This is a genomic window from Kribbella sp. NBC_01245 (assembly GCF_036226525.1).
In the GTDB taxonomy this organism is placed as follows: domain Bacteria; phylum Actinomycetota; class Actinomycetes; order Propionibacteriales; family Kribbellaceae; genus Kribbella.
The window spans coordinates 4,589,651-4,608,458 of sequence record NZ_CP108487.1; the positions used below are offsets into that span (position 1 = coordinate 4,589,651).

Genomic DNA, 18,808 nt, shown 5'->3' on the forward strand with positions numbered 1-18,808 from the left:
CGGGCGCCCGCCGGACCACCCTTTTATACTCAATCAATCGACTGACATTCAATTTCTCAACCGTTCCACATTTAACGAGTACCGATGGAATTGATCAAAGATCAATTCTGCAGCTGCTCGGCGAAGTGCGTGCGAAGCTGCGCCATATGCGTTTCGGTCCAGTCCGTGCCATCGGCGCTGAAATGGGCCGAAAGGGCACCTTCAGCGGTCTTTCGGGCACGAATCCCGAGCGCGCCGGCGAGTCCGGTGTCCTTGGGCCCGGCCGCAGCGACGACGGACCCGGTCACCCCGCCGAACTTGTAGGCCTCGGGCCACCCCTGCGCGACGTACTCGAAGAACGGTGTCCGCGGGCCTTGGGCGATCTCGCTCTGTGGGAAGCGCGCGTACCGGCTGCACCCGACCACCGAGTCCCGTACGGCGGCCAAGTGGTCCCCGGTCGACGCCATCGGCACCACCAGGTACGACGGCACGATGCAAGGCCCGAGGACCGATTGCCAGGCGGGCCGATCGCGTTTGCCGAAGAGGGTCGAGAAGACCATCGTGTCGCCCGGTCCGGCGTACGGCGTCATCCCGTCGGCGAGAGCGGTGAGCAAGGAGACGAGCATCGTGCTGCGTTTGGCCTTGATCAGGTCTTCCGCCCGGGCCGTCTCTGCCGACGTCAACAGTTGCGCCCGGAACGCGAAGGGATCGCCGGCCGGGCCCGAAGGTGGTGCGGCTGCCTCGCCAAGGACGGTCTGCCACCAACGTTCGGCGGCGTCCCGGTTGCGTCGTACTTGCTCGGCCTCGTCGAGCGTGTAGTCGGCGTACTGCGCGGCCGGCGGCGGCAGTTCCGACGCCCAGAGGCGAGCGGTGTAGCAGGCGGCCAGGTCCGCGAACGCCGCCCACAGCGTCACCGGGTCCGAGATGAGGTGGTGGAGGTGCAGCGCGATCCGGTCTTCGCCGATCCTGAGACGTACGGGCGCCAGCCGGTCAACCGGCGCATGGATCTCCGGTGCCTCTTGGAACACTTCGAGCGGCGATAGGGGCTCATCCGCGACCACCTGGAGTGGCTCGTCGTCGACTGTGGTCCTTAGTACGTCGTGGCGCCGTTGGAGGTCATCGAAGGCTCGGGCGAGTACGGCGATATCGACCGGGCCATCGAGCTCGACCATCGCGTTCATTGTGAACCACGGGCCTTTCGCGAACCCCGGCCGCGCCTTGTCCAGGTCCAGCGCGAAGGTCTGCCACAAGGAGGCCGGCGTCATAGCAACGCCCGCGAGTAGTCCGCTGGGGAGGCGGCCAGCAAAGCGGTGTGCAGGTCCTCTAGAACGTCTGTGGCGAAGTCCTTCGCGGCCCAGTCGTCGAAGGCGATGCCGAACCCGAGGTGCTGCCACAACTCGGCATTCCGTTGCTCATGCGGGCCGAACGGTTCGAGCAGTACGGCCGGAGTCGCCGACCAGAGGGAGTCGAGCAACGTGCCGCCGCCGGGTTTGCTCACCGTCGCCAGTGCCCGTCGTGCGAGGTCGAACGACCCGTGATGCCCTTCGCGCTGCGCGAAGACCGGCACCTCATCCGGTACGACCGGGCCGAACGGCGGATAGCCGTCGTCCAGCCACGGATGCCACTCGGGGTCGATCATGAAAAAGCGCACGCCATCCAGCTCGGCGAGATCGCGATTCTCGTAGGCGACGACGTCCAGCTCGAAGCCGTGCGTTAGCAGCTCGGGAGCGCGCTCGCGGTACGTGCCCATCCCCCAGCCGCCGCCGTGCACGAGCAACCGGTGGTCCCGGTCGGTCCAGGCGAGTGGCTCCTCGCGACTGACCGGAATGCTGCAGGGGATGCGTTCGTTGGCCGCGTCGGCCAGCCAAACGTGCTCGACCGCCAGGGTGGTCGGACCGGCCTTGTCGAACGACGGCGACTGGACCGAGTCCACGTGGCAGACATCGACCGGCACCCCGTCAGCTCCCGCGGCGTACCGCTCGACGTATCGCTCGATGATCGGGAGCCAGAATCCGGAGAAGACCACGAACCGGCTGACCTCGCGCGCACGCCAATCCCGCAGCAGGTCGTCCACCGCCTGGGCGTCGGTCGCGATCGAGGCATCCCGGGCGAGCTTCTGCCCGGCGAGCGCGACCCGGAAATCCCGGTGGAAGGCCTGTTTCGAACGGGCGGTCGTGGCGAGGGTGTGGGCCGGCATGAGGCGTTCCAGCACGGTCACGCGGGCGGAAGCGCCTTGTTCCCTTAAGCGATCCCGCAACAGTAGACCCGGTACATGGACGCCGAGCGCGACGCCGGACGTGAGGATCTCGATCACAGCTTGGCCAATTCCTTGAGCAAGTGCCGGTTGACGAGACGTCCCAGCTGCTCGTGGTCAGGCCCTTCGTAGCCGCGCGGCACGACCTCGATCGTCATGATCAAGTACAGGTAGACCCGGTAGAGCGGCAGCAGCGTTTGATCCAACTCGCCGTAGCCCGCGAGCAGTTCGGGGGCGACCGTGCTCTCGAAAAGCGTGAGTGAGACGAACTCCGCCACGGGGTCGCCCCAGAAGGCCCGTTCGCCGTCGATCAAGCCGGTGATCCGCCCGTTTTCGACCAGGATGTTGCCGTCCCACAGGTCGAAGTGCACCAGCGTGGGGGTCCGGACGGCGTCCAGCAGGGGCAGTCGGTCCAGCACCAGCTGCCGGATGGCCTCGGCCGGACGCGGCAGCTGTACGTCGTACGTCGCGGCGTCGGCGAGTAGGTCGTCCATCATGGCGAGGAATGCGGCTCCCCACGTGCTGGTCAATCCCCGCTGGGGGTAGCCGAAGCTCGTTCCGGTCACCTCGTGCAGGTCGGCCACGATGCGGCCGAGGTCCTTCCGCAACCGCGCGCGTTCATCGCCCTCGATGTCCTGGGAGTGCCAGGTCCTGCCGGGGATGGCGGTCATCAGCAGGAAGTCGGTGTCTGCGTAGACCACCTCGGGCACCGGCGCTTTGCCACGGGCTGCCGTGTAGAACTCGGTCTCGGTCCGGATCAGGTCGTGCTCATGCGACAGCACGGGCGCGGCCGGATCCGGCGCGTATTTGAGCATCAGGTCACCGTCGGGCAGGCCGATTCGGTAGACGGTGTTGAAGGTTCCCTCCGTCAGCTCCTGATATGACCGCACCTGTGCCGGGTCGAGACCGGCGAGCCGCAGGAGTTGTTCCAGACCCGCACGATCCAACTGCCGTTTGTTACTCATGCCTGCTCCGAGCGTCGCGGTAGATGTCGTCCATCAGTTCGATCCGGCGGATCGCCGCCGATAGTTGCCCTGGCCAACTAATCGGATCGCCCGCGACCAGCGTTCGGATCCGACTGAGCTGGCGTTCGTAGTACGAGACCGCGGGGAAGGCGATCACCCGCCGGCGGGTCTCTTGCACCACCACGTTAAGCGGCAGTGTGCCGGCCATCGGGCGCAGGAAGTTCCGCATCTTGACCGTCGCCCGCTCGAACACGAACAGGTGATCCGACACATGCCGATCGCCAAACCTCGCCGTGAGCACGGCCTCGGCGCCTCCCGGCCAGCGCAAACTCGCACGGAACACGTAGTCGATGCCATGAGGCCCTTCGAAGTCCGAGCGGCCTTCAACCACCACGTCGTCATCGTCGAGTCCGATCGTGCTCTGCAGCGCCTCCAACCAGTAGCTCGCGGCGTCGAAGAAGATGCCCCCACCAAGCTCCGGATAACGCCGGTAGTTGCCGTCCACCGGGTCCGCGAAAGCCATCGCCGTCTCCACCCGTTGAAGCCTTCCGTACGGCTCGTCGACCACCATCGCCCGTACGGCCTCCTGCCACTCCTGGCCTGCGGACGCGACGGCCTCAACGACTTGCACACCACCTTCGGCCGCGGCGTACTCGATCTCGGCGACCTCGTTAGCCGTTAAACACAAGGGCTTTTCGACGATCACGTGCTTCCCGGCGAGCGCGGCACGGACGGCCCAACGATGATGGGCCGAGCTGTGCAGGGAGACGTAGACAGCGTTGATCTCCGGATCGGCCAGCAGTGCGGAGTAGGTCTCGTGCACCACCGGAATGCCGTGCGCCGAGGCGTACTCCTTTGCGCGAACCGGATCACTCGCCGCGACAGCGCGGACTTGGGAGGCGCACAGCACGCGCTGGGCGATGGCGGTCGCGCCGATCAGGCCGAGCTCAAGCGGCGGCATCCGTCATCCCCCGCGGAACCAGGCCCGCCGCGCTGACCTCGGCCACCAACCGCTGCCGCCATTGGGCTACCTCGTCGGCCGGGCAGAACAGGCCGACGTACACGCGACCACCCGGCGCCGCGAGCGTGCTGCCGCTGAGCACGCACACCCCTGGATCGGCACCACCCCGATAGGCGATCGGCTCGATGGCGGCGACCACGTCGGCGATTCCCTTGCCAAGGGCAACGTTCAGCTCGAGCTGGCCGAGATGCCCACGCAAGCCGTGGTGACAGACCCGGCGATCGAGCAGTACGGCGAGCAGGCCGAGCGACTTGCGGGCGTTGATCTCGAGTACGGGTATAAGCGAGCCGTCCTCGAGAACCATCGCGTCGACCCCGACCGGACCCCAATAGCCCGCACTCGTCAACGCCGGTACGACCCGGGCGATCGTCTCGCCGTACGCCTGCTCGTCGACCAAACCAGGCTGGAGCGGACCCGAGGCCAGATGGCGGAAGCCCCGATTCGTCATGCCTTGCACGCCGACGAACTCCCAGCGGCCGTCGGGCTCGAGCAACAGATGACCCGAGAAGTCGTACGCCTTGGGGAACTTCTCCTGGACGATCAGCTCGACCCGACGGCCGGCCTCAACCTGCTTGCGCAGCACGCGTTCGATGGCTCGGAGTACGCCGGGGGTCGGGATCTCGAGTAAGGCCCGGCCCGAGACGCCGTACGGATCCTTGACCAGCGCCCGGAAACCGAGGGCTCCAACCGCGCGGACCAACTCCTCGACGGAGCGGACCACCACGCCGGCACCGGGTAGGCCCAGCTCTCGAACCAACTCGTTCGACCAGGACTTCGAGTTCACTTGAGCGACAACCGTTGCCGAGGGCAACCCTTCGGCACCCATTTGAGGAAGGACCGCGTACGGCTGCGGCTCGTACCCTGCGGGCAACTCCTGCCCAGGATCACCCAGCTCGAAGGTGATGCCCGCAGCGGCCAGGCCGGAGCGGACCGCGTCGGCCATCGGGTGCCGGGTGATCAGCAGGTCACCCGGCGCGCAGAATCCCGCCAGCAACTCGTCCATCGCTTCGACGTCGCGGCCACCACCTCCGAACGCAGGCAGGGCGGCCAGGTCGTCCGGGCGCCAGTACGACTCCGCGTCGAAGGTGCCGAAATGTACCGCTGGTCTGGTCACTGGACAGGTGCGGCCAGACGCGCGACGAACCCGCTGAACTGCCGCACCGAGCGGAGATCGTCCAGCTGGAGCGACGGATAGTCCAGTTCCAGGTCGAACTCGTCCTCGATCGCGAGCAGGAAGGTGATCGTCTGCAACGAGTCCAGTCCGTACTCGGCGACCAGGTCGGCCTCGGACCCGATCTGCTCGGCGGTCAGCCCGTTGTCCAGCACCTTGGCCAGCACGAGCTTGACGCGGTTCTCGATGTCCATCTGGTTCACACCCCGTTCAGGTAAAGGAGAATGCACTTCGAGCAGACCGGCATCATGCCGTTCTCGGACATGATCCGGCGGACCTCGCGGAACGACTGGCTCTGCCACAGGTCGTCGACCGACTGTTCGTAGAGGTTGCCGACCACGAACTCCGGGAAGAACTTGCACGAGCTCACCGCGCCGTCCGCGTGCACCTCCATCCGGTTCGAGACCGCGAGGCACTTGCTGCGGTGCTGCGCCGGCCGCGACGTACCGAGGATGAAGTCGGTGACCTCTTCGTCCTCCAACTGCGGCTGATACCGCAGACGGACGTTCCAAGCGCGGGAGGCCAGCCGGGCCATCGACTCGCGCAGCACCGGCAGCAGCTCCTCTGGCAGCCGGTAGGTGTAGGAGTGCCAGGTCGGCCGCTTGGTGTTCGTCTCCGGTTTGAGCCAGGCGAAGCTCTGCTCGTAGAGACGGTCCATCTGGTCGGCCACCTCGGGACTGATGAACCAGGGGAACTGGAAGTAGACGGTGTTCACCCCGAGCTCTTCGGCCCACTCCATGAACTCGTACATCTTGGTGACCGTCACGTGCGAGACCATGCAGGACAGGGACAACTCGCCGTCCCACTCGCCGGACTTCTTCAAGTCCAGCATGAGCTTGATGTTCTCCATGGTGCGTTTGAAGGTGCCACGCCCACGGAGAGCCTCGTGGTCCTCCCCGAGCCCGTCGAGGCTCACTAGCAGGTTGAGGTTCTCCCCGATCTTCAGGAGGTCGTCCAGCTTGCGCTTGAACAGCAGGCCATTCGTACACATGTTGACCGTCCGCGGGTACTTCTGCAGCAGGTCAGCCACCTGGTCGAACTTGGTGTGCATCAAGGGCTCGCCACCCCACAGGAACAACTTGGACTTCGTAGTGGCGGTAGTACGCAGCACGTCCTCGACAACCGAGACGTCGAGCTCGGTGCGCTGTCGCTCCGAGCTGAAGTCCCGGAAGAAGCCCTGCTCGTTCCACTGGTAGCAGTGGGTACAGCGCAGGTTGCACCGGTACGTCAGTTGCAGGCTCACCTCCTGGGGCAAAGGCGCCGCGTAGCTCGGGTCGATCAGTAGGTTCTTGCGAGCCTTGGACCGGATCGACACGGTGTGTTTGATATCGGCGAACTCCTTGGTGTTCAGGATTCGCGTGGTGGTGGGACGCATTCGCTAACCGACCTCCTCTGTGACCCGGTCGGCAACCTGGACATCGCCTGCCGGGGAAACCTGGTTGACCAGCACGACACTGCAGCCGGCCAGTACGCCGCCGACGGCCAGCACCACCACCAGCCCCGCCGACGTACCTAACTGACGGCTGAGTACGTCGCCCGCGAGGCCGCCGAGGAGAGCGCCGAGTGGGATGGTGGCCGACGTCAGCGTTCGCGCTGTCGCGTGCACGGTGCTCTGCATCGCCGGCGGCGTCACGGCCTGCCGGAGGCTGGTGGTGAGGATGTTCCACATCGGCATCCACACCGAGGCGCAGATCCGGATCACCACCAAGGCGATCACCGGCGCGGCCACGAGGCAGAGCGGAATCGCCAGCCAGCAAAGGCCTTCGAGCCCGGTGAGCAGCAACGCCCGCCGCATTCCGAGGCGGCCGGCGAGCTTGTTGGCGATGAACGCGCCGAGTAGACCGCCGATCGAGCCTGCCGCGATCAGCAAACCGCCTTGCAGGCTGGAGAGGCCGAGAGCGCGATAGGCGAACAGCAGCAGAACGGCGTCCACCATGCCGATACCGAGACTTCGAACGGCCGCGGCCCCTACCAACTGCCGCAATAGGTCATGCCGCCAGACAAAGCCGAGGCCTCTGCGGATGCGGGCCGGCATCGCCTCCACCGGTAGTTCGAGGGGCGGCTCGATCGCGCGGATCCGGGTCCGGCCGAACGCCGACGCGAGGAACGGCACAGCGCTCAGCAGCAGACCGACGTACGGCCCGGCGAGTTTGAGCGCGGCACCGGCGAGCGCAGGACCGGCCAGTTTGGAAAGGCTGTCCGAGCTCTGCAGGCGCGAGTTGGCGCCGACGAGGGTTTGGCGGTCGACCAGGGCTGGCAGGTACGACTGGCCGGCGATGTCGACGAATACCGTCGCGGCGCCGGCGATCCCGACCACCACGAACAGCTGGGCCGTCGTGACCCATCCGCCGAGCGCGGCGAGCGGGATGGTGACGAAGGCGGCGAACCGGATCAGCTCGCCGGCGATCATCACCGGGCGGCGCGGCAGGTGCGCGAGAACGCCGCCGGCGACCAGACCGAGCGCGGGATAGGCCAGCCAGCCCACGGCGGCGAGCGCACCGACCTCGGCAGCGCTCGCGCCGAGCGCCAGGATGGCGATACTCGGGACCGCGAACCCGGTCAGCCGATCGCCGGTGAAACTCAGCGTCTGACTGGTCCAGAACCAGCGGAAATCCCGGGCCATCCCGACGGTCGCGCCGGCTGTCGCCACCTGCATCCGACCCCCAGTGTCGTCCGCCCATGGATTGAGAGCGCTCCCAACCAGCCGCTCGCCCGAAACGGTGCCAGCAACGCCCCAACCCCCACAAGACATTTGTCCGGACATCCCAGGACGTGGAACGGTTCCGGAACCTACTCACCAGTCCCCCCCCCCCCCCTTTTTTTTGCGTTCATTCGTCGCAATCCGCCCTCTCAGCCCCGCCGACCTGTGCAGGCCAGCGATGGGAAGAGGGCGGATTGCGACGAATGAACGCAAAAAAAGACGAAGGACCCGGCGTAGTGAACCGGGTCCTTCGTCTGGTTGGAGCGGGTGGATCAGGTGGTGCGGCGGCGGGCGATTTCGTAGAGGGCGACGCCGCCGGCGATGCCGGCGTTGAGGGATTCGGTCGCGCTGGTCATCGCGATGCTGACGATCTGGTCGCAGTTCTCGCGGATGAGGCGGCCGAGGCCCTTGCCCTCGCTGCCGATGACCAGCACCAGCGGCTCGGTCGCGACGTCCAGATCGGACAGCTCGACGTCACCGTCCATGTCGAGGCCGACGACGGTCAGACCGGCGTCACGGTACGACTTGAGCGCGCGGTTGAGGTTGGTCGCGCGCGCCACCGGGATCCGCGCGGCCGCACCGGCCGACGTCTTCCAGGCGGAGGCGCTCATGGACGCCGTACGACGCTCGGGCACGAGCACCCCGTGCGCGCCGAAGGCGGCCGCCGAACGCGTGATGGCGCCGAGGTTCCGGGGATCGGTCACGCCGTCCAGCGCGACGATCAGCGGCACCTGGCCCGCGTCGAGGGCACGACGCAACAGGTCGTCGGGGTGGGCGTACTCGTATGCCGGGATCTGCACGGCCAGGCCCTGGTGGGCTCCGCCCGAGGTCAGCCGGTCCATCTCGAGCCGGGTGACCTCCAGCAGCGCGATGCCGTGCTCGACCGCGATCAGCATCGCCTCCTTCAGGCGCGGGTCGCGCTCCGTACCCTCGGCGACGTACAGCGCGCTGACCGGGACACCGGCCCGCAGCGCCTCGACCACCGGGTTACGGCCGTAGACCCACTCGGGCGTCGGCTCGGCCGAACCCTTGCGATCGCCGCCGCGACCGCGGGCGGGCGCGCGCTTCTCCGCCCGCTCCTTGGCCTTGGCGCGCTTGTACGCCGGGTGCTTGGTGCGCTCCACGGCCGGTGGCGTCGGGCCTTTGCCCTCGAGTCCTTGGCGGACCCGGCCACCGGATCCGGCGGTCGGGTTGCCCTTGGGCTTCTTGCGGATTGCACCGCGGCGCTGGCTACTGCCTGGCATTTCAGATTCCTTCAGCTGGGGTGGACCCGGCGACCGTCCAACGGGCACCTTGGGGGGTGTCCTCGACGACAACGCCGAGTGCCTTGAGCCGGTCGCGGATCTCGTCCGCGGCGGCGTAGTCCTTGCGGGCCCGGGCGGCCTGGCGCTGATCCAGCAGCGCCTTGACCAGACCGTCGAGCACCTCGGTCAGTTCCTCGCTGCCGCCGGTCCGGGAGACCCACGGCTCGGCCAGCGGGTCGAGCCCGAGCACGTCGAGCATCGCCCGGACCGCGGCCAGATTCTCCCGCAGCGCGGGCGAATCACCGTCGGCGAGCAGTTTGTTGCCATCCCGCACGGTCAGGTGCAGCGCGGCCATCGCGGCCGGCGTACCCAGATCGTCGTTCATCGCGGTGACGAACGGCTCCGGCAGGTCGGCGGCCGGGGCAGCGCCGCCGGTCACCTCGGTGGCCCGGGTGACGAAGCCCTCGATCCGCTGGAAGCTGGTCGCGGCCTCCTCCAGCGCACCGAAGGAGAACTCCACCACCGAGCGGTAGTGCGACTGGACCAGGTAGTAGCGCAGCTCGATCGGCCGGACCCGCTCGACCACGGTTCGCACGATGGCGCCGTTGCCGAGTGACTTCGACATCTTCTCGCCGGCCGCGGTGACGAGCGCGTTGTGCATCCAGAACCGGGCGAACTTCTGCCCGACGGCCGTGGACTGGGCCAGCTCGTTCTCGTGGTGCGGGAACCGCAGGTCCAGCCCGCCGCCGTGGATGTCGAACTCGTCGCCGAGGTACTTCCCGGCCATCGCGGAGCACTCCAGGTGCCAGCCCGGGCGGCCGCGGCCCCACGGCGTCGGCCAGGACGCCGTCCGCGGCACCCCGTCGACGTGGCCCTTCCAGAGCGCGAAGTCGCGCGGATCCCGCTTGCCCCGGGGGTCCGCGTCGGGCGCGGCCTCCATGTCGTCGATGCGCTGGTTCGACAGCTCGCCGTACGACGGCCAGGACTTCACGTCGAAGTAGACGTCACCGGAGCCGTCGGGCGCGACATACGCATGCCCGCGCTCGATCAGCTCACCGATCATCTCGAGCATCTCCGGGATGTGCCCGGTCGCGCGCGGCTCGTACGTCGGCGGGCGGCAGCCGAGCACGTCGTACGCCCAATGCAGTTCGCGCTCGAACTGGTAGGCATGCGCCCACCACGGCACGCCCCGCTCGGCGGACTTGGTGAGGATCTTGTCCTCGATATCGGTCACGTTCGCGATCACGGTGACCTCGAAGCCCGAGCGCTCGAGCCAGCGCCGCAGGACGTCGAACACGACCTCCTTGTAGATGTGCCCGACGTGCGGGGCACCCTGCACCGTCAGCCCACAGTGGTAGATCCCGACCTTGCCCGGCTGGACCGGTTCGAAATCCCTCACTGCTGCTGTCGCGGTGTCATACAAGCGAAGTGTCACCGATCAAGGGTAACGGTGCGGAGTGGATGCCCCGAACCGTTCCCGCTCCTCGTCTGATAAAGAACCCGGATCCAGGGGCCTGGACCGCCCGGGCGATAGCGTTTCCGCCCAGGAGGAACCTTGTCGAACTACCAGCAGTACGGCCCGCCGCAGGGCCCGCCCCACCAGCCGCAGCAGCCGTTGCCCCCTGCCTTCCCGCAGCACCAGTACGGACAGCAGTACGGCGCACCGCAGCAGTCCGGCTACGGGTGGGGGCCGCAGTTCGGGCCGCCCGGTATGCCTCCGGGCCCTCCCGGCTGGCAGCGACCGCCTCGGCCGCCCAAGCGGCGTAATACCGGTCTGCTGGTCTCACTGGGGATGCTGGGCGTTCTAGGTGTCGTGGCGCTCGTCACGGTCATCGGCGTGGCCCTGAACAACAAGGGTGGCGGCGACGACCCGACGACCAGCCAGCCGAACTGGACGCCCACGGCGACCCCCACACCTCCGCCGGAGCCGACGTACTACCCGACCAGTACGGCGAGCACCGAGCCGCCGCCGACCGTCCAGCCGACGACCACCCGGCCGACGCCGACCCGGCCGACCACGCGGCCGACCACGCCGCCGCCGGACAAGCCGAACGACCGGCAGATCGTGACCAAGGACGGCTTCTACTACATCGGCCTGCTGCCCGGGTCGAACTGCCGCGAGTCCAAGGGCCGGCAGACCGCGATCGGGCCGGCGGCCGTGTACATCGGCACGCTCAAGAAGTGCCTGGACCGGAACTGGGCGGCTCCCGTACGTCGTGGCCGGGACAACTTCCGTGCGCCGAGCCTGGTGGTCATGAACGGCACAGTCGGCATGACGCCTTGCGGTGGCGGCAGCGCCTTCCGCTCGTTCTACTGCTCTACGAACCAGACGATCTACATGGACGCTCTGACCGGCATCCGCCAGTACAACAAGTCCTCGCAGTACACGAACGCCGCCCAGGTCCGGATGTTCGTACGGATGGCCACTTCGCAGACGATGGCTCACGAATACGGGCACCACTTGCAGGAGATCAGCGGCATCCTGCCGGCGTACTACAACCTCAGGTACGAACTGACGTCGTACGACGCCAAGCTCGAGTTGAGCCGTCGTAAGGAGCTCCAGGCCAGCTGCTTCGGCGCCGTCTTCATGGGCGCCAACCGGAATACTTACCCGGTCACCGGTGCGGCACGCCGCGAGTGGAACTGGCTGGTCATCCACAGCGGCGACGAGTACGACACCGAACGAACCCACGGCAGCCGCATCGTCCACAGCTACTGGTCCCAACGCGGCTTCAACTCCCGCAACACCAACCTCTGCAACACCTTCACCTCGGGCTCCTCCCTAGTCCGCTAACCCACCACCTAAGCCTTGCGTTCATTGGTCTGAATTCGCTCGCCCCTAACAGCGACGGGTCAGGTGGAAGCGGACGTAGGCGGGCGCATTCGGACCAATGAACGCTAATCGCCGGCCCGGGATCACGCCTGCCCGCGATCGTTGTACGGCGAAAAGCATGCGGGGACAGTGGTGCGTGGTGCTGGATTAGCGTTCATTGGTCCGAATTCGCCCGCCTGGGCCGGTGGCCACACGACTCGCCGCTGTTAGGGGCGAGCGGATTCAGACCAATGAACGCAGGGTTCAAGGGTGTCGGGGAAGCGGACTCGGGGGTCTCGGAACTTTGTCACCAGTTTTTTTGTTTTCGCGTTAGTTTCTGGCGATGCACGGGTAGAACCTTCACGAGCACTCCTCTCCGCCCCTCCTGGAGGTTCTCGTGAAGTCCCTACTCACGGCTGCCATCGCCGCCTTCGGCCTGGCGCTCGTCCCAACCGCAGGCGCCGCCGCTCCGGCCCCTCACCAACCCACCCCCGAGGCCAAGGCCCACGGCATCACCAAGGCCGGCGACGCCTACCTCGGCTGGCGTCAAGCCCAACCCACCACCACGACCACCACCCCCACCTACGCCCCAGCAGCCTCGGTCTACGGCATCGACGTCTCAAGCCACCAGGGCAACGTCAACTGGACGTATTGGTGGGGCCAAGGCAAGCGGTTCGCCTACGTGAAGGCGACCGAAGGCAACTACTACCGCAATCCGTACTTCTCCCAGCAGTACACCGGCTCGTACAACGTCGGCATGATCCGTGGCGCCTACCACTTCGCCACGCCGAACGACTCCAGCGGCGCCAACCAGGCCAACTACTTCGTCGATCGCGGCGGCGCCTGGTCCCGCGACGGCCGGACACTGCCGGGTGCGCTCGACATCGAGTACAACCCGTACGGCGCGACCTGTTACGGCAAGACCCAGGCCGGAATGGTCAGCTGGATCCGCGACTTCCTGAACACCTACAAGTCCCGGACCGGCCGTGACGCCGTCATCTACACCAACCTCGACTGGTGGAGCCGCTGCACCGGTAACAGCACGGCGTTCAACCAGACGAACCCCTTGTGGGTCGCGCGCTACGCCTCGGCCCCGGGCACGCTGCCGGGCGGCTGGGGTTTCTACACGTTCTGGCAGTACAGCTCCAGCCCGATCGACCAGAACGTCTTCAACGGCACCCAGGAACGACTCGTCGCCCTGGCCAACGGCTGAGCCCGGTGCGCCTGACGGCCGAAAACCACTTGCTCGCAAACGAAAGGAGGCGCATAGGGTCGAGAGGTGACCCTTAGCCTGCCGATCGAGACCGACCGCCTGATCCTCCGCCCCTACCGCGAAACCGACTACGACGACCTGCTCAAGTTGCTGTCCAGCGACGAGGTCTGCCGCTATCTCCTGCATGGGCCGAAAAGCCCCGAGGAGGTGCGGGAAAGCCTGGCCAGGCGAATGGACATCCCGCCGCTGGACACGAACGGCCAGGATCACACCTTCGCGGTGGAGCTCAAGGAGACCGGGCAGCATCTCGGCGAGGTGGTGTTCTTCCTGATCAACACCGAACACCGCCTCGGCGAGATCGGTTTCGTCTTCCATCCCTTCGCCCAGGGCAAGGGGTACGCCGCCGAGGCCTCGACCGCCGTACTGCGCTTCGGTTTCGAGTCTCTCGGGCTGTACCGGATGATCGGCCGGCTCGACGCCAGCAACACCGCCTCCGCCGCATTGCTCACCCGGCTGGGTATGCGCAAGGAGGCGCACTTCGTCCGGAACGAGAAGGTCAAGGGCGAATGGACCGACGAGGCTGTTTTCGCCATGCTCGATGACGAGTGGAAAGCCTTGTAAACAAGGGATTTCCGCCACCTCGAAGGGCTGGGCGAACAGCATCGACGGGGTCTATCGTCGGCAGGTATGACCACTCGCCTGCTGACCGCCCTGCTGTCGGGAGCGCTGGCGCTGGGCCTCACCAGCGCCACTGCCGTCACCAGCACAGCCGCTCCCTCCTTGACTACCGCTCTGGCCGCAGTCAAACCCGCCGAGCCCCGGGATATCGCCCATCGATCCTGGACCAGTACGGCCGACTTCGCCGCGGGGCTGCACCTCGGCACCGCGGCGTCCCAGGGCGCGCTGACGTTCGCCCGGGCGAGCGGCACCACGTCGTACGTCGATCCCTTCGGCAACGGGACGGCCAAGACGTACGACCAGGCCGTCTGGACGTCGCCGACGGTGCGACCCGGTTTCGGTCTCACCGAGCTCATCGCCTCCTGGAACGCGGATACGCCGCCCGGCACCTGGATCGAGGTCGCCGTCTCGGGCCGGACCGACCTTGGCGCGACCTCGAAGTGGTACGTCCTCGGCCGCTGGGGTGCCGGCGATGACACCGCCAAGGGCGATATCCACCGCACCTCGGTGCCAAGCCAGGGCGACACCAACGGCTACGTCGCCGTCGACACCTTCGTCGCCGCGTCCGGCCGTTCGCTGACCGACTGGCGCCTGCGGGTGACGCTGAACCGCCTCGCCGGAACGCGCGCCGTCCCGGTCGTCCGCTCGGTCGGCGCCATGGCCTCCCGCTTGCCCGACGCGAAGACCGTACCGGTCAGCGGCCCGGGCGGAGCCTGGGGACAAACCCTGAACGTGCCGACGTACTCCCAGGAGACGCACATCGGCCACTACCCCGAATGGGACAACGGCGGTGAGGCCTGGTGCTCGGCCACCTCGACCGCGATGGTGCTCGACTACTTCGGCGCCGGGCCGACCGCTGCCGAGACCGCCTGGGTGGATCCGGCCGACGCCGACCCGCAGGTGGACCACGCCGCCCGGATGGTGTTCGACTACGCGTACGACGGCGCCGGCAACTGGCCCTTCAACACGGCGTACGCCGGTACGCGCGGGCTCGACTCCTTCGTGACCCGGCTGCGCTCGCTCACCGAGGCCGAGGCGTTCATCCGCGCGGGCATCCCGCTGGTCGCCTCACTGTCGTTCAAGTCGAGCGAACTCGACGGCGCCGGCTACGGCACCAACGGCCACCTGATGGTCATTGTCGGCTTCGCCCCGAACGGCGACGTCATCGTCAACGACCCCGCCAGCCACCTCATCCAGAGCAACGACCAGGTCCGTTTCACCTACAACCGCGCCCAATTCGAAAACGCCTGGATCCCCCACAGCGGCGGCCTCGTCTACGTAATCCACCCCACCACCACCCCCCTCCCCACACCCCCACCCCAAGCCAACTGGTAAAGGGCGCAGCCGGCCGCGCACATCCTTTGCATTCATTCGTCGGAATCCGCCCTCTCAGCCACCGCGGTCCAGTACAGGTCAGCGGACGGAAGAGGGCGGATTCCGACGAATGAATGCAAAGGACCCCAGGTGAGGCGGCGTGTCGGAGGAAAGCGCGGGTTAGCGGGTGAAGAGGGCGCCCGTGAGGTTGGTGGTTAGGTTGCGGAGGGAGTCCGGGAGGTACTGGAGGTGCCAGCCGGCGGGGCCTCGGTACCAGTTGAAGCCTTCGTCTTCGTCGGCGTCGTCGTCGGTGGCTACGAGGGCGTCGATCCAGCGGTCGGAACCGCCGAGAACGACGGCGTACGGCAGGGCGCGGGAGCAGAGGTCGGCGTGCTGGTCTTCCGGCAGTTCGCGGATGTCCATCTCGAGCAGCTCGCCACGGATCGAGGCGACCTGGCCGAGGACGCGACCAGCGGCGGGCGCCTTCGACGGCATGTGCCGGCCGAGCACCAGCAGGCCGACGCCGACGGCCGTGACCGCGAGACCGAGCAGGCCCCAGGCGGAGAACAGCGCGAGCAGGACGGTCAGCACCACGCCGATCACGGTGGCCGCGATTCCGAGGGTGTTCCACAGCGACCTGGTCCGGTCGGGCCGCTCGACGAACCAGCCGCGCTTGACGACATCGTCGTACAGGGCGTCCTGGACCTCGCCGAGCGCGGCGCGGACCTGCTTGCCCATTTCGGAGACCCGGACCGTGTCGGTATCACCGAAGAGGGCCCGGATCATGACGTTCTCGTAGCGGTGCAGCTGCTCCGAGGGCGCGTTCGCGACCCGCTTGAGCTCCCAGTCGGGCCGTGCGAACTCGTTCTCGTGGTCGAGCTCGGTGATGGTCAGGTGACCGCGGACCGCGAGGTCGACGATGGTCGCGGTCACGTCGACCGGGTCGATCCGTTCGTCGATCAGCGTGCCGACCTCGCCGGGACGTAGGTCCGACGGCGGGGAGAAGACGATCTTGGTATCCGTACCGAGGCTGAACAGCGACGCCGGTACGACGCGGCGGACGTCGACCTGGTCGCGGCCGCGGGTGCGGTACAGGAAGTACAGCGCGGCCGCGCCGACGAGCAGCACGGCCAGCACCGTCAGCAGCTGGGCCGGGTCCGCGCTGAACGAACGGCGGAACGACTTGCGGTACTCGATGATCTCGTTGGCTGCGATCTGGCCCTCGGGGAAGCCGATGGTGATGCGCATGGTGTTACCCGGCGGCAGCGCGAACTGCTTGAAGATGGGCGCCGACGTCTCGGAGATCTGCGCCAGCGTGCAAGGCGTGTTCGCGTCGATCGCGCCGGCCGAGCACTGCACGTGCGAGACCTGCGGGACGCTGAACGTGACGGTCGCCGTGCCCACCTCGACGGGCAGCCCGTGCAGTGGTGACCAGCGCAGCTCGGTGCCGTTCAGCGTCTTGGCGACCGCGCCACGAACCGTGTAGGTGAAGGTGAGTTCGGCCACGTTGTCGACGTTGCCGACGGCAATCGACGTGACGTCGCCGGACGTACTGACCTCGGCGTCTTTGGCCTGGTCGCCCGCCTTGACCTCGAGCTCCTCGACCTTCTGCACGTGGTCGACGTCCGCGGGCAGATGCTCGCGCGTGACGATGTGCCGGGTGAACGTGCCGGTGTAACCGGTCAGCTTCCAGGTCTCGGCGACGCGCAGCAGGCCGTCCCGCTCGACCCGGACCTCACTGTCGTACGCCGTGATGACCGGAGCCGTCGCGGTAACCGGAGCCGTCGCGCCTGCGGGCAGCGCCGAACCGGCCGCCAGGCCGATCGCGAAGGTGAGGGAACCGAGTGCGCACAGGGAAGCCCCGAGCATTCGTAGACGCATCGCTCAATCACACCGTATCGAGGGGTCAGTCGGAAATCAGCCAGTGCGGTGCGCCATCCGGACGAACACCGGCACTCCGGAACGGATCGCCCCGGCGATGGGTCTGCGACGCAGAGACTACTGTGCGGCTGGGCCGCCCCCGCAATGCCACCCCGAGGTTTGGGATTTGGCGTCGGATACGGTCTTGCCCGGAGCGTACGCAGACCAGCGGGAGAGCACGTGTCGAACAACCAGTGGGGTAATCCCGCCGGGCAGTATCCGCAGCAGCCCCCGCCGTGGCACCCGAATCCCGCCCAGTACGGCGTTCCGCAGGGCCCGCCCGGCCCGAACCAGCAGCTCCCGCACGGCCTCGGCTGGGGCCCGCAGTACGGCGCCCCCGGCGGGCCGCCGGGATACGGCGCCCAAGGCAACCAAGGCGGCCTAGGCGGTCCAGGCGGTCAGGGCCCGTACGGCGCACCCGGCCCGCGTGGTCCCGGCGGCCCGTTCCGTCCGCCCAATCGGCGGCGGAACAACGGCGCCATCGTCGCGCTCAGCCTGGTCGGCGCGGTGCTGATCAGCCTGGTCGTCGTCGGTGCTGTGATCTCGCTCATGGTCAAAAACGCCGCCTCCGACGTGGCCGAGCCCAACCCGACGTACACCTCGTCGTCCACGCCGACCGAAGAGGAGTCCGGCCCGACCCCGCCCCCGGTGTCCCCGACGGGCGGCGCGACCACCGCGCCGACGACCGTCCCGACGACCCGGCCGGTGACGACCCGGCCGACCGCGTCGAGGCCGACCCAGACGAAGACCACCAAGCCCCCGCAGACGCTCACGCCGTCCCAGGTGGTGAGTCGCAGCCGGATCTACGCCACCGGCCGCCAGGCCTCGGTCGGTTGCCGCGAATCGTCCGCACGACCGTCGAATCAGGCCGGCGCCACGGCGTACTACGCCCGGCTGAAGTTCTGCCTGGACAGGGCCTGGCCGCGGCAGGTGCGGGCGGCGGGCTTCACCTTCCGGCAGCCCCGGCTGCTGACCTGGGCCGGCTCGGTGAACTCGCCGTGCGGCACCGTCTCGAACGCGAACTACCCGCCTTTCTACTGCGGGGCGAACGAGACCATCTACATGAACCTCGGCGAGGACACCGGCTGGTACAACAAGTACGCGGACAACCCGCAGGGCAAGATCTGGGCCCGGATGTGGACCACCCACCAGGTGGCGCACGAGTATGGCCATCACATCCAGGCGATCACCGGCATCCTGCGCGCCGACGTCGAACTGCAGTACGAGGCGCCGACCCGCTCGGCCGAGCTCGAGATCAACCGGCGCAAGGAGCTGCAGGCCTCTTGTTTCGCCGATGTTTTCCTTGGTTCGAACAAGGGCAGCTATCCGATCAAGGGTGCGGCGCTGCGGGAATGGAAGTGGCTGATCGGCACCGTGACGGACTATGGCAACGATCACGGCGACGGCAAGAACCACAAATACTGGGCCGAGCGCGGCTTCTTCAGCCGTAATCCGGGTCTGTGCAACACCTATGTGGCGGGATCGTCGTTAGTGGAGTGAGCCGACTCACCTGGGCTAATCAGCAGACGGGCGGAC

The 18,808-nt window shown here is 67.5% G+C and carries 16 protein-coding genes; 5 read left to right on the plus strand and 11 right to left on the minus strand.

Going from position 1 to position 18,808, the window contains the following annotated elements; all coding sequences use genetic code 11:
- Positions 1-101: 101 nt before the first annotated feature.
- The 10 genes from OG394_RS20500 to cysS form a co-directional block, all read right to left on the minus strand.
- Positions 102-1,244, minus strand: a complete 1,143-nt coding sequence (locus OG394_RS20500) for a condensation domain-containing protein (protein ID WP_328988608.1) — start codon at positions 1,242-1,244, stop codon at positions 102-104.
- Complete coding sequence (locus OG394_RS20505) at positions 1,241-2,293, minus strand: hypothetical protein (RefSeq protein WP_328988609.1); 1,053 nt, start codon at positions 2,291-2,293, stop codon at positions 1,241-1,243. The genes OG394_RS20500 and OG394_RS20505 overlap by 4 nt, the downstream gene beginning before the upstream one ends.
- A complete protein-coding gene (locus tag OG394_RS20510; protein WP_328988610.1) occupies positions 2,290-3,198 on the minus strand; it encodes a phosphotransferase family protein in 909 nt (302 codons plus the stop codon). Before OG394_RS20510 ends, OG394_RS20505 begins: the two co-directional genes overlap by 4 nt.
- Positions 3,191-4,159: a Gfo/Idh/MocA family protein gene (locus OG394_RS20515; protein ID WP_328988611.1), complete on the minus strand. Its 969-nt coding sequence runs from the start codon at positions 4,157-4,159 to the stop codon at positions 3,191-3,193. The genes OG394_RS20510 and OG394_RS20515 overlap by 8 nt, the downstream gene beginning before the upstream one ends.
- Entirely contained in the window at positions 4,146-5,333 is a 1,188-nt protein-coding gene (locus OG394_RS20520) for a hypothetical protein (RefSeq protein WP_328988612.1), read from the minus strand. The genes OG394_RS20515 and OG394_RS20520 overlap by 14 nt, the downstream gene beginning before the upstream one ends.
- Entirely contained in the window at positions 5,330-5,584 is a 255-nt protein-coding gene (locus OG394_RS20525; RefSeq protein ID WP_328988613.1) for an acyl carrier protein, read from the minus strand. Before OG394_RS20525 ends, OG394_RS20520 begins: the two co-directional genes overlap by 4 nt.
- A 5-nt stretch (positions 5,585-5,589) precedes the next feature.
- Positions 5,590-6,765, minus strand: a complete 1,176-nt coding sequence (locus OG394_RS20530) for a radical SAM protein (RefSeq protein ID WP_328988614.1) — start codon at positions 6,763-6,765, stop codon at positions 5,590-5,592.
- Positions 6,766-6,768: 3 nt separating this feature from the next.
- On the minus strand, positions 6,769-8,046 hold the full coding sequence (locus tag OG394_RS20535) for an MFS transporter (RefSeq protein ID WP_328988615.1): 1,278 nt from the start codon (positions 8,044-8,046) through the stop codon (positions 6,769-6,771).
- 317 nt (positions 8,047-8,363) lie between these two features.
- The gene (gene rlmB, locus OG394_RS20540) at positions 8,364-9,335 is read right to left on the minus strand and encodes a 23S rRNA (guanosine(2251)-2'-O)-methyltransferase RlmB (protein ID WP_328988616.1); all 972 of its coding nucleotides are present in this window, start codon (positions 9,333-9,335) and stop codon (positions 8,364-8,366) included.
- 1 nt (position 9,336) lies between these two features.
- Positions 9,337-10,770, minus strand: coding sequence for a cysteine--tRNA ligase (cysS, locus tag OG394_RS20545; RefSeq protein ID WP_328988617.1), 1,434 nt, complete (start codon positions 10,768-10,770; stop codon positions 9,337-9,339).
- A gap of 120 nt (positions 10,771-10,890) precedes the next feature.
- Between cysS and OG394_RS20550 the strand changes: the two genes are divergently transcribed.
- The 4 genes from OG394_RS20550 to OG394_RS20565 all read left to right on the plus strand — a co-directional run bounded on the left by OG394_RS20550 (position 10,891) and on the right by OG394_RS20565 (position 15,373).
- Positions 10,891-12,129, plus strand: coding sequence for a neutral zinc metallopeptidase (locus OG394_RS20550; protein ID WP_328988618.1), 1,239 nt, complete (start codon positions 10,891-10,893; stop codon positions 12,127-12,129).
- Positions 12,130-12,544: 415 nt separating this feature from the next.
- Positions 12,545-13,360 (plus strand): lysozyme, encoded by an 816-nt coding sequence (locus tag OG394_RS20555; protein ID WP_328988619.1) that lies wholly within the window; start codon positions 12,545-12,547, stop codon positions 13,358-13,360.
- Between the two features lie 66 nt (positions 13,361-13,426).
- Positions 13,427-13,981 (plus strand): GNAT family N-acetyltransferase, encoded by a 555-nt coding sequence (locus OG394_RS20560; RefSeq protein WP_328988620.1) that lies wholly within the window; start codon positions 13,427-13,429, stop codon positions 13,979-13,981.
- A gap of 66 nt (positions 13,982-14,047) precedes the next feature.
- Positions 14,048-15,373 (plus strand): peptidase C39 family protein, encoded by a 1,326-nt coding sequence (locus tag OG394_RS20565; RefSeq protein ID WP_328988621.1) that lies wholly within the window; start codon positions 14,048-14,050, stop codon positions 15,371-15,373.
- A gap of 159 nt (positions 15,374-15,532) precedes the next feature.
- Here OG394_RS20565 and OG394_RS20570 read toward each other — a convergent pair whose 3' ends face one another.
- Entirely contained in the window at positions 15,533-17,233 is a 1,701-nt protein-coding gene (locus tag OG394_RS20570; protein WP_328988622.1) for a DUF2207 domain-containing protein, read from the minus strand.
- A 219-nt stretch (positions 17,234-17,452) separates the two neighbouring features.
- On the opposite strand from OG394_RS20570, the gene OG394_RS20575 reads away from it, so the two are divergent.
- The gene (locus tag OG394_RS20575; RefSeq protein ID WP_328988623.1) at positions 17,453-18,772 is read left to right on the plus strand and encodes a neutral zinc metallopeptidase; all 1,320 of its coding nucleotides are present in this window, start codon (positions 17,453-17,455) and stop codon (positions 18,770-18,772) included.
- Positions 18,773-18,808: the final 36 nt, after the last annotated feature.